Origin of the sequence: Vreelandella azerica (assembly GCF_013112225.1) — a bacterium.
Lineage (GTDB): Bacteria > Pseudomonadota > Gammaproteobacteria > Pseudomonadales > Halomonadaceae > Vreelandella > Vreelandella azerica.
Window position 1 is genome coordinate 162840 of record NZ_JABFHI010000004.1, and the last position, 17482, is coordinate 180321.

Here is a 17482-nt window from a genome sequence, read left to right on the forward strand (position 1 = left end):
TTGTCGTCTTTCTGGAGCTACACCCTATGCCCACCCCTACGCCGCAACGCAGCTGGCGGGACGCCTTTGCTGTGTACTGGCATGCGCCGGTTATTACCATGCTGTTTCTGGGGTTTTCTGCCGGTCTGCCCTTTCTGCTGGTATTTTCCACCCTTTCTGCCTGGCTACGCAGCGATGGCGTTGAAGTCGCGGCGATTGGTTTTTTTGCCTGGGTAGGCATGCTCTATTCGATCAAGTTTTTCTGGGCGCCGATTGTCGACCGCTTAGCCCTGCCGCTACTCACTCGCACCTTTGGCCAGCGGCGCAGCTGGATGCTGTTGGCCCAGGCCATGATGGTTGCCGGGCTGGTGGGCCTTGCCAGCCTGGAACCCCAGGGAAATCTGGCTTGGGTCGCGGTCTTTGCGTTGCTGGTCGCCTTTGGTTCCGCCACCCAGGATATTGCCATTGATGCGTTTCGGATCGAATCTGCCGATGACGATATCCAGGCGGCCATGGCGTCTACCTACATTATTGGTTACCGGAGCGGCTTGATGGCCGCAGGCGCCGGAGCACTGTTTGTGGCCGCCGCCACCTCATGGAATATCGCCTATCTGTGCATGGCGGCGTTAGTCGGTGTAGGGGTTATTACGGTGCTGCTGCGCCCTGAGCCAGCGCGCAATTCATTGACCATTCAACTTGCCCACGAACCCAAAGTCCGTGCCTTTTTGCGCGCCAGCCGTGGCAAGCCCCGCTGGCTACGGCGCCTGGGCGCCTGGAGCATTGGTGCGATCATCTGCCCGTTCAGCGATTTCTTCCGCCGCTATGGTATGAGGGCGCTTTGGGTGCTGGTGTTTATCGGCGTCTTCCGGATCAGCGATCTGGCCATGGCCTCCATGGCCAATCCTCTGTATATCGATCTAGGCTTTTCCCTGGCCACCATCGCCAACGTCACCAATATTTTTGGCATTGCCATGAGTGTTACCGGCGGCATTCTGGGCGGTCTTCTGGTAGCCCGCTACGGTATTGGGCCGCTGCTGATTCTGGGGGCTGTTATGGTCATGCTGACCAACCTGCTGTTTGCCCTACTGGCAATGATAGGCAACCAGTTACCCATGTTGGTTGTGGCGATTGTCGGCGATAACCTGGCCAACGGTTTGGCCAGCGCGGTCTTTATCGCGTTTTTATCGAGCCTGACATCAAGAGCCTACACCGCGACGCAGTACGCGCTGTTTTCATCACTGATGACGCTGCCGGGCAAGTTCATCAGTGGCTTTGGCGGCATCATGGTGACCTCACAGGGCTATGCCAGCTTTTTTGTGGCGGCAGCACTGCTTGGGTTACCCGCCGTTGCCTTGGCTATCTGGGTCAGCCGTGACAAGCAGCTGGTTCCAGCCCCTAAGGTTGTAAGCACTTAACGATATGATGACAGCCACGCCAGCGCACCGGGTGTGGCGCGCCATTGGTCACGCATCAGGGTGCGATATTGCCAGGCTTCGCCACGGGTACCGGGGTCAATATTACCATCCCAGCTAGGTTTCATCGGGCGCGGGTTATCGGCCCCCAACAGCTCAATGGCGTGGCGATTATAGCGTTGGATGTCTTCCAATATGCTGGCCGCCTCTTGGTAATGTTCCAGGCGGAAGTGGGCCAGAGCGCGTCCAAACAGAATATTCAGCGCCATTGAGCCGTCGTCACGGTGCTCTTCCAACAGCTTCAGGGCATCGGCATTGCGGTCATCGCGCAGCAGCTGGTCGAGCACCAATTCCAGCAACCCAAGGCTGTCTTCGCGGTTCACCAGCAGCATCTTTTCTGCCAGTTGACGCGAGTGCTGGCGTGCACCACGCTCCATCCCGACCACCAGCGCCAGGCCGGTGCGCAGCAAGATAGCGTTATCCGCATCGTCCCAGCACAGGTTGCCATCACCGGCGGCGCGCGCCTGATCCAGCCAGCGATCGAGACGCAGCGCCAGCGGCTCCAACAGGCTGGGCGCCATCCACGGCAAGCTGCCAAAGCGGCTGGTCAGGGCAAGGGCCAGATCCTGCACCACCTGGGGTGAATCCAGCCACTCCGGATGAGCACATAGCGTTGACATCCAACCCACGGCGTTATCCCAAGGGTCGTCAACAAAGCCCAGAGCAATATCGGTATCAACCATGACCTGGAACTCAGCGTGCCAGGCTGCAAACAGGGTCGCCTCACGGGCACTGACGTGATAATCAAGACGCTCTCCACGCGCACGAATATCCAGCTTGGGTGCGGTCGTCAACGCCGCCAGCAGCGATTGCAGGGCTACCAGCGGCGTCGCCAGATCGTCTTCGGCACTGAGCAGCTGATCCGCCAAGGTCGCCCCCGGGTTTTCCGCCAGCGCGGCCAGAAAATCCAGCTGATCTTCGTCCAGCTCTCCCTTGCGTACCAGACGCCGATACCAGAAATCTGCGCGAGCCTTGGCTTCCTCTTCATGGCCTTCATGCAGCAGTAGCATGGCCTCTATATACGCCAGCGTCGGTGAATCCGGCAGCGCCTGCTGGGCGCGCACAAAGGCCGCGCGGGCGCTGTCCAGGTCATCGCCATCCAGGTATGTCAGGCACAAACGCTCGAGGGCAACACCGCGCAGGAACATGGGGCCGCGCTCCAGCACCTCATCCAGCAGGTCAGCGCGTTTGCGGTTAAAGCCGCGCTCCTGGTAGAGATCCAACAGGATTTCAAAGGCCGGCTCGGTCTGTTCAGGCAGACGGGCCCAGTCGCTGCCATCAAACAGGGATTCCAGAATCTGCATGGCGCGCCCACTCTGGCCACTTTCGGCGGCAATCAAGCCGGCCTCAAGCAGTGACTGTGCCGGGGCCTTACCGCTGGCCAGCGCCGCTTTAAGGGTAGCGCCTTTCCATTCACGCAAGGACAACATCCACATCATCTGCGGCGGAATATCAGTGGGGAACTCAACCTGAGAGCAGCAGTGCTTGAACTTGCGACCAGAATCACACCAGCACGGCTCATTACGCCCCGGCGTTGCCAAAGGTTGGGAAGAAAAATCCAGGCGTTCCAGCGGCGTCTGCGACCACACGATAGGTGCCAACGCCTGAGCCTGGGTGGCATCACCGCCAAAATAATCGCCGCCGTGGGCGCGTACCCAGGTCATGAAATCGGGATAATGCTCATTCTGCCTGATAGCCGAGAGTGCCCCAGAGGCAAACCCCAGCAATTGCTCAACCCATACCGCCAGCATTGGCGTCTCCACTCAGTGATAAAAGCGCCCTAGTCTAGCATGACCATGGAGACTGTCGCAGACAGGATTGGCCGCTAATAGCGGCCTTGCTAGAGTTAGCCTCATCATCCGCCTGTCTGCTCTTACAATACGAGACATCAGTCACTATGGGAGCCATATTGATGAAGGACGTGACCGTCACTACCTGCCGGGGAAAGCATATAGACGCCTATATAGATGCCCTCGCCCAACTGCGCATCGACGTCTTTCGGGATTACCCTTACCTCTACGCGGGCGACCTGGGCTATGAAGCCGACTATCTGGGCCGCTACGCTGCCAACTCACAGAGCTTCTTTGTGCTTGCCTTTAAGGAAAACCAACTGATCGGCGCGGCAACTGGCCAGCCCTTGCAGGACGAAGTGGATGAGTTTCGCCGCCCCTTCGATCATCAGGGAATTCCTGTCCACCAGGTGTTCTACTACGGCGAATCTGTCCTGCGGCGTAACTACCGAGGGCTAGGCATCGGTAAACGCTTTATGGCAGAGCGTGAACAGCATGCGCGCCAGCAAGGATTCAGCATTGCCGCTTTTTGCGCGGTCGAACGACCAGCCGGTCACCCGCTCAAACCGGCTGGCTATCAGCCACTGCATGGTTTCTGGCAGGCGCAGGGCTACCAGCGTCACCCTGAACTGGCCACGACCTTTAGCTGGCAGGACATCAACGCATCAGCTGAAACCGCCAAACCCATGGTGTTCTGGTTAAAAACACTCTGATTCAGCTCGGCTGGTCAGGGCTTTCTGGCCCACTCCAACAGCGGTGCGGTGCGCCCATACATATCCAGACGGGCCTGCAGGCGAACCAGATTCCAGTAGTGGCCGTTCAGCGCCCGCGACAGCAACAGCGTATCAGCGGGAGGCTGCAGGCGATCCATCGCTGCCCAGACCTTGGGGGTCAGCTCCCGCAGGCGGCGGTGAACACGCACATCACTGAAGTCCTGTTCACCCGGCGCAAACAGCGGCGACACGCACTCGGCAGATTCACGATACAGAGAAAGCGGCGCGCCCTGCCCTTGACGCCCGCCCATCTTGAGCAGCGCCTCATCCATGGCCATGGGGTCATGTTTCAGGGTGGCATCCAGCAGTTGCATCATGGCCTTCAGGCGTGCTTCTGGCACCGGTATGACGGCACCAAAATCGTAAATCACCAGGCGCCCATCTTCATCAGCCGCGAAGTTGCCCGCATGGGGGTCAGCGTGCAGCTCGCCATAGGTAAACAGCTCTTCGGTAATCCAGTCAGCCAGTACCTCGGCCACTTTCTGGCGGCGCTCGTCATCAACACTTTCCAGCTCACGCAGCGGCGTGCCGTCAACAAAGCGCATGGCCAATACATGCTGGCCGGAAAGCTCAAACAGGGGTTCTGGAATCACCAAACGCGGCTCATGCTGATAGCGTTCGCGATAGCGGGCCAGCGCCTTGGCCTCAGCCAAGTAATCCAGCTCTTCTCGAAGCCCTGCCGCCAGCTCTTCAAACAGGGCATCCAGGCGCGCCTGAGGCACCTTGAACCAGCGCCCCAGGCGCATCAGGCGTTTGACCTGCTTGAGATCGCTTTCCAACACCTCCGCCAGTCCCGGGTACTGAATCTTGAGCACCACGGTATCATCGTCTTGGGTTACCGCGCGGTGCACCTGCCCCATGGAAGCACTGGCGAAAGGCCGCTCCTCTATCTGCTTGAAGTGCGCATCAATATCACCATACTGCAGCACCAGCGCTTCGCGGATGCGCGGCCAGGGCATTGGCTCGGCCTGGCGCTGCAGACGCGCCAGTTCATCGGCCAGATCCTGCGGCAGCAGGTCATCCCACTGGGACATGATCTGCGCCAGCTTCATGGCCGGGCCTTTCAGCTCGGAAAGCCCTTCAAACAGAGCTTCTCCCAAGGCCCGCCAATCCGCCTGCCCACCCATACGGGTTTTCAGCAAGGCCCCGCCGGTACGGGCACCCAGCCCCATCAATCGCCGCGTTCTTCCGCGCTCACGCATAGCGCTCGCCTCTACTGGTTAATTGCCAAGATGTGATAAGTTTACAGAACAGCGCTACCCTGTACAAAATATCTATACAAGATATTTACAAAAACACCCGTATTTCGGCGAAAATCAGCCAATAGGCCGTGATTTGGTGAAAAAAGATCACGCTGTTCCAGTGCCAGCAGAGGTCACGACAATGCTTAACTCTGAGACTAAACACAAGGCGCTACCATGCGTGTGATTATTGCCGAAAAACCCAGCCTGGCCCGTGCCATTGCCGAGGCGCTCCCCGGCCGCATGCAGCGCCAGGAGGGTCTGATCCAGTGCGGGGATACCACCGTCACCTGGTGCCTGGGGCACCTGCTGGAACAAGCACCGCCGGAAGCCTACGACCCAGCCGACAAGCAGTGGCGATTAGACCGCCTGCCGATTGTGCCCAGCCGCTGGCAGCTGGCGCCCAGGCCAAAGGCGCGCGGTCAGCTCAGTGTGATTCGCAAACTGCTCAAGCAGGCAAGCCTGGTGGTGCATGCTGGCGACCCGGACCGCGAAGGCCAGCTACTGGTGCAGGAAGTGATTGAGCACATGAATTACCGTGGCCCGGTGCAGCGGCTGCTGGTCAGTGATCTCAACCGCCCTGCCGTGGTGCGAGCGCTGGGCAGGCTGGAGGATAACCAGACCTTTCAGCCGCTATATCGCGCGGCTGAAGCGCGTGCCCGGGCAGATTGGCTGTATGGCATCAACCTGACCCGCGCCTGGACGCTGACCGGGCGCCAGGCCGGTCACGATGGCGTGCTCTCTGTGGGACGCGTACAAACGCCGGTACTGGGGCTGATTGTGCGTCGTGATAACACGATCCGCGACTTTGTGCCTTACCCCTTCTACCCACTATGGGTTGATCTACAGGTGCAACACGGCCAGCTGCGCGCCTGGTGGGCACCCAAGCCCAATCAGCCACTGGATGAACAGGGCCGCCTGATTGACCGCACCCCGGCGGATGCCCTGGTCACCCGTTTGCCCGGTGCCCAAGGCCAGCTTACCCAGCTGGAACAGCAGGAAAAACGCCAGAATGCCCCGCTGCCCTACTCACTTTCTGCCCTGCAGGTGGATGCAGCGCGGCGTTTCGGGCTTTCCGCCCAGGCAGTGCTGGATGGCTGCCAGCGTCTGTATGAGCAGCATAAGCTGATTACCTACCCGCGCTCAGACTGCCGCTACCTGCCGGAAGAACACTTTGCCGGAATGCGCAAGGTGCTCAGCAGCGCCTGCCAGAACGACACCACTCTGAATGGCTGGCTATCAGGCGCCGACTTCAGCCGTCGCTCCGAGACCTGGAACGATAAACAGGTTGGCGCTCACCATGCCCTGGCGCCGACCGGCAAGGCCTTTGATGCCAGCGCCGTCAGCGATATTGATGCCAAGTTGTTCCAGCTGATCAGCCGTAATGTGCTGGCCCAGTTCTACCCACCGCTGCGCACCTTTGAGGTAAAAGCCGAGTTCACCCTGCTGGAAGAGTGTTTCCGCGCTCGTGGCCAGCAGGTGCTCGACCCCGGCTGGAAGCCCCTGTTCACCACCCGGGAAGAGTCCCCACCGCTGCCGCCACTCACGCAAGGAGAAACCTGCCAGGCGCTATCGGCCGGTGTGGAGGAACGCGAGACCCGCCCACCAGAGCACTTTACCGACGCCAGCATCATCAAGGCGATGATGAATATCAGTCGCTATGTGGACGACCCGGAAGTACGCCGCACCCTGCGCGACACCGATGGCCTGGGCACTGAAGCCACCCGCGCCGGCATTCTTGAAACTCTGGTGCAACGCGGTTATATCGTCCGCAAACAGAAAGCATTACGCGCCACCCGCCTGGGCAGCGCCCTGATTGCCGCCCTGCCCGAGGCGGTCAGCATCCCGGAGCGCACCGCCCTGTGGGAGCAGCGTTTAAGCGCCATTGCCGAACGCCAGGATGACGCAAATGCCTTCCAGCATGCCCTGGTTGAAGATCTTTATGCACTACTGCGCCAAAGCGATGCCGGTAAACTACGCCACAGCCTGCAAACCGCCCAGGGTGAAGCCGCAGCATCTGCCAGGCGTGGCGCTAAATCAAACAAGGGCGATACAAAACGCAAACCCACAGGGAATAGGAAAAGAACACCCTCCACAGGGGCAAAGCGCAAGAAATAACCCTTTATAATCATCTTCCTTGGGAGACGATCATGTTAGAACAGGCCAGCCTTGCTCAGCAGCTCGGCATTGACTATCCGATTATCCAGGCGCCCATGGCGGGCGTGTCTACGCCTGCGCTGGCGGCAGCGGTAAGTAATGCCGGAGGGCTTGGGTCGATTGCCATTGGCGCCAGCTCAGTAGAAAAAGCCCGCGAACTGATTACTCAAACCCGAGAACTGACGTCAAAGCCGTTTAATGTCAATGTGTTCTGCCATCAGGCACCAAGATACGATGCCGCCCGCGAGGCCGCTTGGCTGAACCAACTGGCGCCCATGTTTGCTGAATTCGGCGCAACACCGCCCAACCAGCTGGATAAGATCTACACCAGTTTTGTTGAAGACGACGTGGCGCTGAATATGCTGGTGGAAGAAAAACCGGCTATTGTCAGCTTTCACTTTGGCGTGCCGCAAGCGGCCTGGGTCGAGACGCTCAAAACAGCAGGTATCGTGACCCTGGGCTGTGCAACCACCCTGGACGAAGCGCGTGAAATCGAGGCCGCTGGGGTGGATGCAATCGTCGCCCAGGGCTATGAAGCGGGAGGCCACAGAGGCGTGTTTGACCCGGCCAAAGGTGATGCCAGGATCGGCACTCTGGCGCTGGTACGCTTGCTTAGCCAGCAGTGTGGCATATCGGTTATCGCCGCCGGAGGCATCATGGATGGCCAGGGCATTGCAGCGGCCATGGCGCTGGGAGCATCAGGCGTTCAGCTGGGCACGGCCTTTGTGCTATGCCCAGAATCAGCGGCGGATGACGCCTATCGTCAGGTGTTGAAAAGCCCGCAGAGCCAGTATACCGAAGTCACTCAGAGTATTTCCGGCCGCGCCGCGCGGGGCATTGTTAATCGCTTTCACCGCGATATTGATGCTGGCTCAGCTCATCATCCAAGTGCACCACCACCGCCGGATTACCCGTTCACCTATGCGGCAGGCAAAGCACTGGCCAGCGCAGCGGCGCGCCAGGGTGAGCACGGGTTTGCCGCCCACTGGGCCGGCCAGGGCGCCGCATTAGCGCGAGAAATACCCGCAGGGGAACTGATTAACACCCTGGTAAAAGAGTGGCTGGGTTAAGGGCTGGCGTCAGCTGTAGCGCCTTTGCTGATTCCTTCGAACACTACGATGTGGGTGGGCTCGCTGGTTTGCGTCGCGACCTTGTCCGCCAGCCATTGAGCGATGTTTTCAATCGTGGTGGGCACCTTGAGCACTTCAGCGCGCGACTCAGGCAGAGCCAGGCTGAATGTTTCTTGAGTTAAAAGATAACGGTATAAAATTTTCCCATCTTGTGATGTTTCGACAATATCCGCATCTTCGATCAGGTAGCAATGATTAAGCCAGTCACTCTATTGCTGTTCAAGCTGCGGTACCCGCTGGCCGCGCTGACAAATCTCCAAGCGTGAGCGATGGCCATGAGCAATGCGCTGACAGTTGCCAAGGTGGCGCTTCAGACCATGGCTGTAGCCGAACGCCGCATCGTCAATGGTTTCAGCACTCAGAGTCAGGGTGACCCAAGAAACATTGGGCGGCCGCTGGGCATTCAACAGCGCTTCGCAATGCGCCCCTTCACCCTGCAAGGTGTAGAAGGCTTCCTTGATATGGTACATGGTGTTGCCTCTTGGGAGATCAGGACGGCCGGTAGGCGATGGGGTCTTCAATGCCGTTAGCGGCAAAGGCTTCCAGGCGGTCAATACAGCTGCCGCACTCACCGCAGGCCAGTTCCTCGCCCTGGTAGCAGGTCCAGGTGTGGCGGTAATCCAGGCCCATCCTGATTCCATCGGCCAGAATATCGGCTTTGGCAGCCTGCAGGTAAGGCGCGTGAATGGTCACCGGATTAAAGTCCGCCAGTCCGGCAGCCTGATTCATGGCCTCCACAAATGCCGGGCGACAGTCCGGGTAGATCAGGTGATCGCCCGCGTGGGCACCATAGTAGACATCCCGAGCGCCGATATTGATCGCCTTGGCGATGCTCATTGATAACAGCATCATGTTGCGATTGGGCACCACGGTCACCTGCATATTGCTTGCGGCGTAGCGGCCACTGGGAATGGCCTGGCGGGGATCGGTCAGCGCCGAGTTATCAATCAGGCCATGAATAGCGCGAATATCGACCACCTGGTGGGCGATGCCAAGGGTCTGGCAGACCTGGCGGGCCATACCCAGTTCACGGGAATGGCGCTGGCCGTAGTCAAAGGAAAGCGCATGTACATCAGTATGCTGATGGAGGGCACGATGCAGCAGGGTAAAGGAATCCATGCCGCCGGAATACACCACCACAGCGGGGCGGTGTTGGGAAGGTTGTGACATCAGGGGTGCTCATTGTCGGAGAATTTGTACAAAGCGGGATGCCAGCATGGCTGGCTGCCGGGTTCCGGTCCGGCTAAGCGGGATTTTACGCAGTCAGCCTGAGATTGGCCAGAACAAAGCGTCTAAACAAAGGCTAATCCAAACTGAAGGGTTGAATATCCCGAAAGATACCCGTCTTGGTCATATCCCGGCGCAGGCTGAAGGCTACCACGGCTGCCACAGGATCAACCTGCTCCAGCTGGTCAAAGTGGATACGGCACCACTGCTCACGGGTCACCTGGATACTGTAAAGATATTGATCAAGTTCTCCGCCCGTTGCAGGGTCAATCACCTGACGATAACCAGACACTCTGGCTTCTTCAACGCTGGGCAGACGGGAAAAAATAGCCCCAATCACGCGAAACGCCACGCCATGCACGTAATCACGGTAAAGTTTACGCTGACGGGTGGCGCTGAGTTGTCGAGGGGTCAGTTTCAAGGCCTTGGCGGGCATCTGCCAGTAGTGACCCGGCATCTCGTCTTCATTGGGCAGGTCAATGTCCACCGCTATGGTGCGCTCATTACTGCCTAAGTCAAAGTCAATCTGAGTCTCGCGCGGCCAGTCAATCTCCTCCAGCCGCTCGCGTAACGCCTGTTGCATGGCATCCATATCCGTATAGACGCCTGACTCTTCACGCTGCTGGCGAGCAGACTCAGCGGCATCAAAATCAGACTTGCGCTTTTCCCACCGCCGATAAGCGCTGTCAAAAGCTTGCTGACGCCGACCTTGCTCGGCTTCCAGGCGCTTGCGTGTGGCCGGCCATAGGCGCTGCCACCATTTCATTCTGAGCGGCGCCGGTGGCGACGGTGCGGGTGCTGCAAAGGATTGAGGGGTATAGCCGCGGGTATCCGGGCAAGGCGTGCTCCAATGCAGCTGACCCAGCACATCAACAGCCGCATTGCGCTGATCACAGATAACCTGAAGACGCTCGCGGATCATCTCTTCGCCCTGGCGCTTGACCTCCCGGACATCCTCGCTGGAAAGCGGCTGGCCGTCTGGCCATTGGTAATCAACGTTACCCTTATCATCAACCGCCAGTCGCAGGTCGATATGGCCTGACTCAGGCAGGCGTGACGTGGTGTTATCAGGCCCGGAAGCGGGGGAAGCAGCGGATGATGGGCTTCTGGCTCCTCGCCGATTCAGTTTAGTGCGGTAAGCAAGTCCTGTACCTGGAATACCGGCATGGGCATGGGCGCCACTTGGCCCGATACTGACACTGGCGCCACGCGGCCCGACCGATAGCCCCAGCCCCCGTTTGCTAAGGTTGAGCCGCACGCCTGGTGCCAGCCTGATCCGTCGTTGAAATCGAAACGCCATTGACTATGTGTTACCCAAACGCTTGTATCGCATTGTCCAACTCAATTTTTAATCGGCTAGCTACTTAAAACAAATGATAAATTCAATCATGCAATGATTCCATCATCGCCTGTCGTCACTCCGACCTCGTTCCCGCCACTGATGGCAAACTCAAATTCGAGCACTCCACTGGTAGAGCCATTGGTCGCAGAAAGTGAATAGCTTGCCGTTGTGATACCACCGCTACTGAAGCTTGATGATGACGTCGATAAAGCTCCCCCGCCCTGCAAGGATACATCATCCAGAGTAACTGTAGAGGGATACTCCAGAGTAAAACTGATGCTGTTGCTGCCTGATGTCCATTGATCACTCAAAGTCAGTTCCAGGCGTAAAAGATTCGGGTCTGTTTCGGGTTCGGGTTCGGGTTCGGGTTCGGGTTCGGGTTCGGGTTCGGGTTCGGGTTCGGGTTCGGGTTCGGGATTTTGACAGCCTGGATATTGTTCTCAAGCGCTTGTTTATCATCTTCTGCGGCGGCTTGTGCCAGCGTAAATGCTAAAGATGAAAGCGTTAATGCACCGCTATCAAGTTGCTCAGCCCAGTAATTACGGCCCTGGCTTCAGCATCACGGCCTAACAAATGCTGATAAAGCGTATTCACCTGCTGTTGGGGAGTCTAGTCTGTCCAGCATAAAGTTCATCAAACTCAGGCGCTTGTGTGAACGCTTGGTTTACCGCATCAAGTCCACTGGCCTCAAGCTGTTCCGCCCAATAAAGGAGCCCCACCCAATCAGCGAGGCGGTTATAGACAGTCAAATAAAGCGTTTAAATATCAGTACGACCGGGCATCGTCCTTCTCTATGATTGATGATTATGTGACTGATTTACATATTAATTTAATAATTACAATTTGTAATACATAAGTAAACAATAACAACACAGTAAGGATAAGGAAAGGAACTAATAGGATGGTCGCAGCGATGATCAACAAACATCGCCCTCTTGATGGCAGGCGCCAGTATTTGAAAGGTGGATATGCAACTTAATGATTACGCCTGATAGTCGGCGACGTTAGTTTGGCACGAATTGCAAAAAATTGACCGGATTGGTCAACTCAGCACACGTGTTTATTTCTAGCATGATGTCTTGGCCCATTCTGGTGATGACCAGACTCCACGGCTGAAAACTACATCGGCTATCTCCAATAACAACAGCAAAGGCTACACAATGAAAATAACGCAATGTCTTTTCCTCGGTACCCTCGCTACATCCGTAATGATGGCTGGTCACGCCGACGCTGACGAGATTACTGACAACGAAATCCGAATCGGTTATCTGGCAGATATGTCCGGTGCTTACCGTGACCCCATTGGCCCACTGGGCCAAGACGCCATCGAGATGGCTATCGAGGAGGTGGGTGGCAACATCGCCGGTGCTAACATACAACTGTTCAGCGCCGATGATCGCAACAGCCCCGACGTTGGCTCCAGCGTGGTTCGCGGCTGGATTGATGAACAAAACGTGGATATGGTGACAGGGCTTGTTGCCTCATCGGTCACTCTGGCGGCCGTCAGGCTGCTGGAAGAGGAAAACCGCCTGGGATTGGTCAATGGCGCTGTCTCTTCCGGGGTGACGAATGAAAGCTGTTCTCCAAACCATATTCATTGGGTCTACGACACCTGGGCAATGTCCAACGGCACCGCCAGCGCCATCACTCAGGAAGGTAATACCGACTGGTTTCTGCTCAGTGCCGACTATTCCTTTGGTCATGCGCTTGAGCGCGATGTGACCCGCGTAGTGCAAGAAAACGGCGGTACCATCGTCGATTCCATTCGGCATCCTTTCCCCAGTAATGATTTCTCCTCCTTCATGCTACAGGCCCAGGCATCTGGTGCTGATGTGATAGCCCTGAATAACGCAGGTTCTGACACGACCAATGCCATTCGTACTGCAGGCGAGTTTGGTATTACTCAAGCGGGGCAGATTCTGGCTGGAATGGTACTGTTCAGTACCGATGTACGCAGTCTCGGGCTGGAAGCAGCACAAGGCCTACAGTTCACCACGGCCTGGTACTACGACCTGAATGATGAAGCACGCGCCTGGGCTGAACGCTTTAAAGAGCGCACTGGCAGCATGCCTACTCAGGTTCACGCGGGCCTCTATTCCAGCACCCTTCACTACCTGCAGGCAGTCGATGCCGCCGGCACCGACGAAGCACTGGCGGTCCGCCAACAGATGGCCGCTACTCCGGTTGACGATATGTTTGCCAGCGGTGGGTATATCCGCGAGGACGGCCGCATGGTTCATGACATGTACCTGGTGGAAGTCAAAACACCCAGCGAGTCGACTGATGAAGACGACCTGTTCCGCCTGGTAAGCACTATTCCTGCTGAAGAAGCTTTCCGCCCCTTGAGCGAGAGCGACTGCCCCCTGGTCAATAACAACCGTTAATCCTTCTCTCTTTCTGACAACAATACCAACGAAGGAGATGTGATCACCATGCAAAGCCGTATCCAGCAAAACACCATCGGTGCCGCATTTGCACGCAGCGCCAGAAAAAATGCCAGCTGTATGGCACTGACATTTAACCAACGTCAGTGGCGCTATGACGACCTGAACCGGTCTGTCAACCGAGTTGCCAACCACCTTCTGGCTAAAGGGCTTAAGCCAGGGGATCGCCTGGCCGTCTATGGTAAAAACTCAGATGCCTATGTAATCGCCTGGCTGGCAGCTAGCCGCGCTGGCCTGGTTCACGTACCGATCAACTTCGCTCTGAGCAGTGAGGAACTAAGCTATATCCTTGGGCAATCCGGCGCCAGCGGGTTATTAAGTGATAAAAGCCTGGCTGATACCGTCAACGCTGCCTGCCTATCGCATCACCTGACGCTCTCCGGCACGCTACACGCCGAAGAGAACACGGACTTAGATGTGCTTCAGATAGCCCTGGCCACAGGGGATGATGAGGAACCCGAGGTAGAGCTGGATAGCCAGAGTCTGGCACAGCTACTGTATACGTCGGGCACTACCGCCGCCCCCAAGGCAGCAATGATGACGCATCAGGCGCTGCTGGCCGAGTACATGGCCTGCATGGTGACTCTGGAAATCAAGAGCAGCGAGCCAATGCTTGCTGCTCTGCCGCTTTACCATTCTGCACAGATGCATGTCTTCCTGATGCCGGCATTGCTGTTGGGTGCCCCGGTGCACCTGCGCGAAGCGCCCACGCCGGATGACTGTCTGGCACAGATCCAACATCACGGTATTGCCTCGTTCTTCGCCCCGCCAACGGTATGGATCGGCCTGCTGCGCCACCCCGATTTTGACACCCACGACTTGAGCCACCTGAAAAAAGCCTATTACGGCGCCTCGATCATGCCGGTACCGGTACTCGACGAACTGCGCCAGCGAATCCCCGGCGTGGGACTCTATAACTGCTACGGGCAAAGTGAGATTGCCCCCTTGCCACGGTATTGAGGCCTGAAGAACATCATGACCGTCCCGCCTCGGCGGGCCGCCCCATACTGACGGTCGAGACACGCATTGTCGACGTCGAGATGAACGACGTGCCAGCAGGACAACACGGCGAGATTGTTCACCGTTCGCCCCACTTGCTCACCGGTTACTGGGACAAACCCGAGATGACTGAAGAAGCATTTATGGGTGGCTGGTTTCACTCCGGCGATGTGGGTTATATGGATGAGGCGGGATATCTCTTTGTGGTTGACCGCATCAAGGACGTGATCAATACCGGCGGCATCGTGGTTGCCAGCCGTGAGGTGGAAGAGGTGCTTTTTCAACACCCCTGCGTATCGGAAGTTGCTGTAATCGGCCTGCCTGATGATAGATGGATAGAGGCAATCACGGCTGTGGTGGTGCTCAAAGAAGGGAAAGAAGTGAGCGAAGCAGCGCTGATCGAGCATGCCAAAGGCCTCATGGCGCACTACAAGGTGCCCAAGCAGATCCATTTTGCTGACAGCTTGCCAAAAAGCACCGCCGGCAAGATCCTCAAGCGCTATCTGCGCAAGGAGCTCCACGCGTGACTATTAACACACCAGAGGATGAACTGACCCCACTGTTCCACGACATGATCTGCCGTTTTCTGGAGCAGGAAGTTGCCCCCACTACGATTCCTGGGAAGCAGCTGGCGAAGTACCGCGCGCACTGTGGCAGCACATGGGCGAAAAGGGGCTACTGGGTATCGATATGCCTGATACGCTGGGAGGTGCCGGCGCAGATTTCACCATCACTCAGCTCGTTATCGAGGAAATCTCGCGACATGGCTTTGGCGGATTGGCCAGCGCCTATAATATCCATGCCAATATTGTAATGCCTTACCTTTGGCACATCGCCACGCCCGCACAGCAAGAGCGCTGGCTGCCGGCCATGGCCAAAGGAGACGCGATCGGCGCTATTGCCATGACTGAACCCGGCGCTGGCAGCGACATGGCAGCCATGAAGACCCGCGCACAGCGTACCGAGCATGGCTGGCAGCTAGACGGCAGCAAGGTGTTTATCACCAACGGCCAGGTAGCGGATATGGTCATTGTCTGCGCCAAGACAGATCCCGGCGCCGGGTCCAAAGGTGTTTCACTGTTTTTGGTGGATACAAGCTTGCCTGGCTTCTCCCGTGGTCACCCCATCAGAAAAATCGGCCAGCACGCCAGCGATACCGCCGAACTGTTTTTCGACGGCATTGAATTGCCCGAGGATGCCCTGCTGGGTGAAGAAGGCGCGGGCTTTGTCTACCTGATGCAAGAACTGCCCAGAGAGCGTTTGGGCGTAGGGGCGCAAGCCCTCGGTGCTATGGAGGGGTCTCTTGCATTGACACTGGAATATGTCCAGGAACGCCGCGCCTTTGGTCAACGCATAGGCGATTTTCAGAATACTCGTTTTACACTTGCCGAGGTGCGGGCAGATATCGAAATGGGCCGCGCCTACCTGGAAAAGTGCATGTCCCAGTATCGTCACGGCAAGATGGGACCCACCGAGGCTGCGATTCTGAAACTTCGCCTTACCGAGATGCAGTGCTCCACAGCCAACACCTGTTTGCAGCTGTTTGGCGGCTACGGCTATACCCACGAATACCCGATTTCACGCTTCTATCTTGATGCACGCGTGCAGACGATTTACGCGGGCACCTCGGAAATCATGAAAGAGGTAGTGGCTCGTTCGCTGCTGGGCAAACCCTGACAGACATTCAGTTTAATCTGCTTATTCCGCTAAAGAAGGGTAAACGCATGCGTTTTGATTCTGTTGTCATCCTTAGCGGCGTCCGTACGGCCATTGGCGGCTTCGGTGGCAGCCTTGCGGGGCTTGCTCCATTTGAGCTAGGTACCATTACCGCCCGGGAAGCCATCAAGCGCTCTGGCGTCGACGCCAGCGACGTAGACCATGCGGTCTATGGCCATATCATCACCACCGCCCCACAGGATGCCTATCTTGCCCGTCATATTGCGCGAGAGGCAGGCATGCCCGACAGCGCTGGCGCCTTGAACGTCAACCGCTTATGTGGCTCAGGCGTACAGGCGCTGCTGTCAGCGGCTCAGCAGATCGCTCTGGGCGATAGCTGTCTTGCTCTTGCAGGTGGCGCGGAATCAATGAGCCGTGGCGCTACCTTGCTACCATCACAATCACGCTCAGGGCTACACATGGGCCATGCCGTCATCACTGACCTGACGTTAGGTATCCTGAGCGACCCCTTTGGCAGCGGCCACATGGGGATAACCGCCGAGAACATTGCCAAGCAGTACGGCCTTACCCGGGAGGACGTCGATATCTTCGCCATGGAGAGCCACCACAAGGCGGCGCGCGCCATCAGTGAACAGCGCTTTACCGAACAGATAGTGCCGGTTACTGTGCGTACAGGTAAAAAGGAATATATTTTTGATCAGGACGAGCACGTTCGTGCAGGCGTCACGTTAGACGACCTTGCCAGACTCAAACCGGCTTTCCAGAAGGATGGCATTGCCACCGCTGGCAATTCCTCGGGACTCAACGACGGTGCCGCAAGCCTGGTACTGGCAGATGCCGACGAAGCCCAGCGCCGTAGCCTGACTCCAAGAGCACGGCTTTTGGTAGGCACGAGTAGCGGTGTCGAACCGCATTTGATGGGGCTTGGCCCGATCCCTGCTGTCACCCGCTGTCTTTCCCAGGCAGGCCTATCGATCTGCGATATTGACGTCATTGAGTCTAACGAGGCTTTTGCGGCCCAAGCCATGGCAGTGGCCCACTCGCTCGACTTTCCTGCAGAGCGGCTTAATCCCAATGGCGGTGCGGTGGGGCTTGGGCACCCGGTTGGCGCCACTGGCGCTATTCTGACACTCAAGGCGCTGGCCGAACTTGAACGCACCGGTGGCCGCTACGGGTTAATTACCCTGTGCATCGGCGGCGGCCAGGGCATAGCAATGCTGATTGAACGCTGTTAATTCATCCGCACAAAGG

General features: G+C 57.6%; 15 protein-coding genes and 2 pseudogenes. 9 read left to right on the forward strand and 8 right to left on the reverse strand.

Annotated features, from left to right (window positions below; translation table 11 throughout):
• Window positions 1–26: 26 nt before the first annotated feature.
• Complete coding sequence (locus HLB35_RS10875) at window positions 27–1394, forward strand: AmpG family muropeptide MFS transporter (RefSeq protein ID WP_171702593.1); 1368 nt, start codon at window positions 27–29, stop codon at window positions 1392–1394.
• Here the strand turns inward: HLB35_RS10875 and HLB35_RS10880 are convergent.
• Complete coding sequence (locus tag HLB35_RS10880; RefSeq protein ID WP_171702594.1) at window positions 1391–3202, reverse strand: SEC-C domain-containing protein; 1812 nt, start codon at window positions 3200–3202, stop codon at window positions 1391–1393. The genes HLB35_RS10875 and HLB35_RS10880 overlap by 4 nt on opposite strands.
• 161 nt (window positions 3203–3363) lie before the next feature.
• Between HLB35_RS10880 and HLB35_RS10885 the strand changes: the two genes are divergently transcribed.
• On the forward strand, window positions 3364–3954 hold the full coding sequence (locus tag HLB35_RS10885; protein ID WP_171702595.1) for a GNAT family N-acetyltransferase: 591 nt from the start codon (window positions 3364–3366) through the stop codon (window positions 3952–3954).
• Window positions 3955–3968: 14 nt separating this feature from the next.
• Here the strand turns inward: HLB35_RS10885 and HLB35_RS10890 are convergent, their stop codons facing one another.
• Window positions 3969–5216 carry an ABC1 kinase family protein gene (locus HLB35_RS10890; protein ID WP_171702596.1) on the reverse strand — a complete coding sequence of 416 codons (1248 nt, stop codon included), beginning with the start codon at window positions 5214–5216 and terminating at the stop codon, window positions 3969–3971.
• Between the two features lie 216 nt (window positions 5217–5432).
• Between HLB35_RS10890 and HLB35_RS10895 the strand changes: the two genes are divergently transcribed.
• Together HLB35_RS10895 and HLB35_RS10900 are read left to right on the forward strand one after the other, a co-directional pair.
• The gene (locus tag HLB35_RS10895) at window positions 5433–7373 is read left to right on the forward strand and encodes a DNA topoisomerase 3 (RefSeq protein WP_171702597.1); all 1941 of its coding nucleotides are present in this window, start codon (window positions 5433–5435) and stop codon (window positions 7371–7373) included.
• 32 nt (window positions 7374–7405) lie between these two features.
• Window positions 7406–8482: an NAD(P)H-dependent flavin oxidoreductase gene (locus tag HLB35_RS10900; protein ID WP_171702598.1), complete on the forward strand. Its 1077-nt coding sequence runs from the start codon at window positions 7406–7408 to the stop codon at window positions 8480–8482.
• Here the strand turns inward: HLB35_RS10900 and HLB35_RS17890 are convergent.
• From HLB35_RS17890 to HLB35_RS18900, 6 genes are all read right to left on the reverse strand, one after another.
• Window positions 8479–8607, reverse strand: coding sequence for a hypothetical protein (locus HLB35_RS17890; protein ID WP_268895910.1), 129 nt, complete (start codon window positions 8605–8607; stop codon window positions 8479–8481). The genes HLB35_RS10900 and HLB35_RS17890 overlap by 4 nt on opposite strands.
• A 144-nt stretch (window positions 8608–8751) precedes the next feature.
• Window positions 8752–9012 carry a tunnelling fold family protein gene (locus HLB35_RS10905; protein ID WP_171702599.1) on the reverse strand — a complete coding sequence of 87 codons (261 nt, stop codon included), beginning with the start codon at window positions 9010–9012 and terminating at the stop codon, window positions 8752–8754.
• 19 nt (window positions 9013–9031) lie between these two features.
• Window positions 9032–9712 carry a 7-cyano-7-deazaguanine synthase QueC gene (queC, locus tag HLB35_RS10910; RefSeq protein ID WP_171702600.1) on the reverse strand — a complete coding sequence of 227 codons (681 nt, stop codon included), beginning with the start codon at window positions 9710–9712 and terminating at the stop codon, window positions 9032–9034.
• A gap of 133 nt (window positions 9713–9845) precedes the next feature.
• The gene (locus HLB35_RS10915) at window positions 9846–11069 is read right to left on the reverse strand and encodes a DUF4236 domain-containing protein (protein WP_171702601.1); all 1224 of its coding nucleotides are present in this window, start codon (window positions 11067–11069) and stop codon (window positions 9846–9848) included.
• A gap of 86 nt (window positions 11070–11155) precedes the next feature.
• Window positions 11156–11422, reverse strand: a complete 267-nt coding sequence (locus HLB35_RS10920; RefSeq protein ID WP_171702602.1) for a hypothetical protein — start codon at window positions 11420–11422, stop codon at window positions 11156–11158.
• Window positions 11423–11701: 279 nt separating this feature from the next.
• Complete coding sequence (locus HLB35_RS18900) at window positions 11702–11860, reverse strand: hypothetical protein (RefSeq protein ID WP_171702603.1); 159 nt, start codon at window positions 11858–11860, stop codon at window positions 11702–11704.
• 462 nt (window positions 11861–12322) lie between these two features.
• On the opposite strand from HLB35_RS18900, the gene HLB35_RS10930 reads away from it, so the two are divergent.
• The 5 genes and pseudogenes from HLB35_RS10930 (at window position 12323) to HLB35_RS10945 (ending at window position 17466) form a co-directional block, all read left to right on the forward strand.
• Complete coding sequence (locus HLB35_RS10930; RefSeq protein ID WP_422822449.1) at window positions 12323–13495, forward strand: ABC transporter substrate-binding protein; 1173 nt, start codon at window positions 12323–12325, stop codon at window positions 13493–13495.
• 120 nt (window positions 13496–13615) lie between these two features.
• Window positions 13616–14607: pseudogene (locus HLB35_RS18430) on the forward strand (AMP-binding protein); the annotation flags it as partial.
• A 126-nt stretch (window positions 14608–14733) separates the two neighbouring features.
• Entirely contained in the window at window positions 14734–15081 is a 348-nt protein-coding gene (locus tag HLB35_RS18435) for an AMP-binding enzyme (protein WP_328731757.1), read from the forward strand.
• 44 nt (window positions 15082–15125) lie between these two features.
• A pseudogene (locus HLB35_RS10940) lies at window positions 15126–16231 on the forward strand (acyl-CoA dehydrogenase family protein).
• A 47-nt stretch (window positions 16232–16278) separates the two neighbouring features.
• Window positions 16279–17466 carry an acetyl-CoA C-acyltransferase gene (locus HLB35_RS10945; RefSeq protein ID WP_171702605.1) on the forward strand — a complete coding sequence of 396 codons (1188 nt, stop codon included), beginning with the start codon at window positions 16279–16281 and terminating at the stop codon, window positions 17464–17466.
• The last annotated feature ends 16 nt before the right edge of the window (window positions 17467–17482 follow it).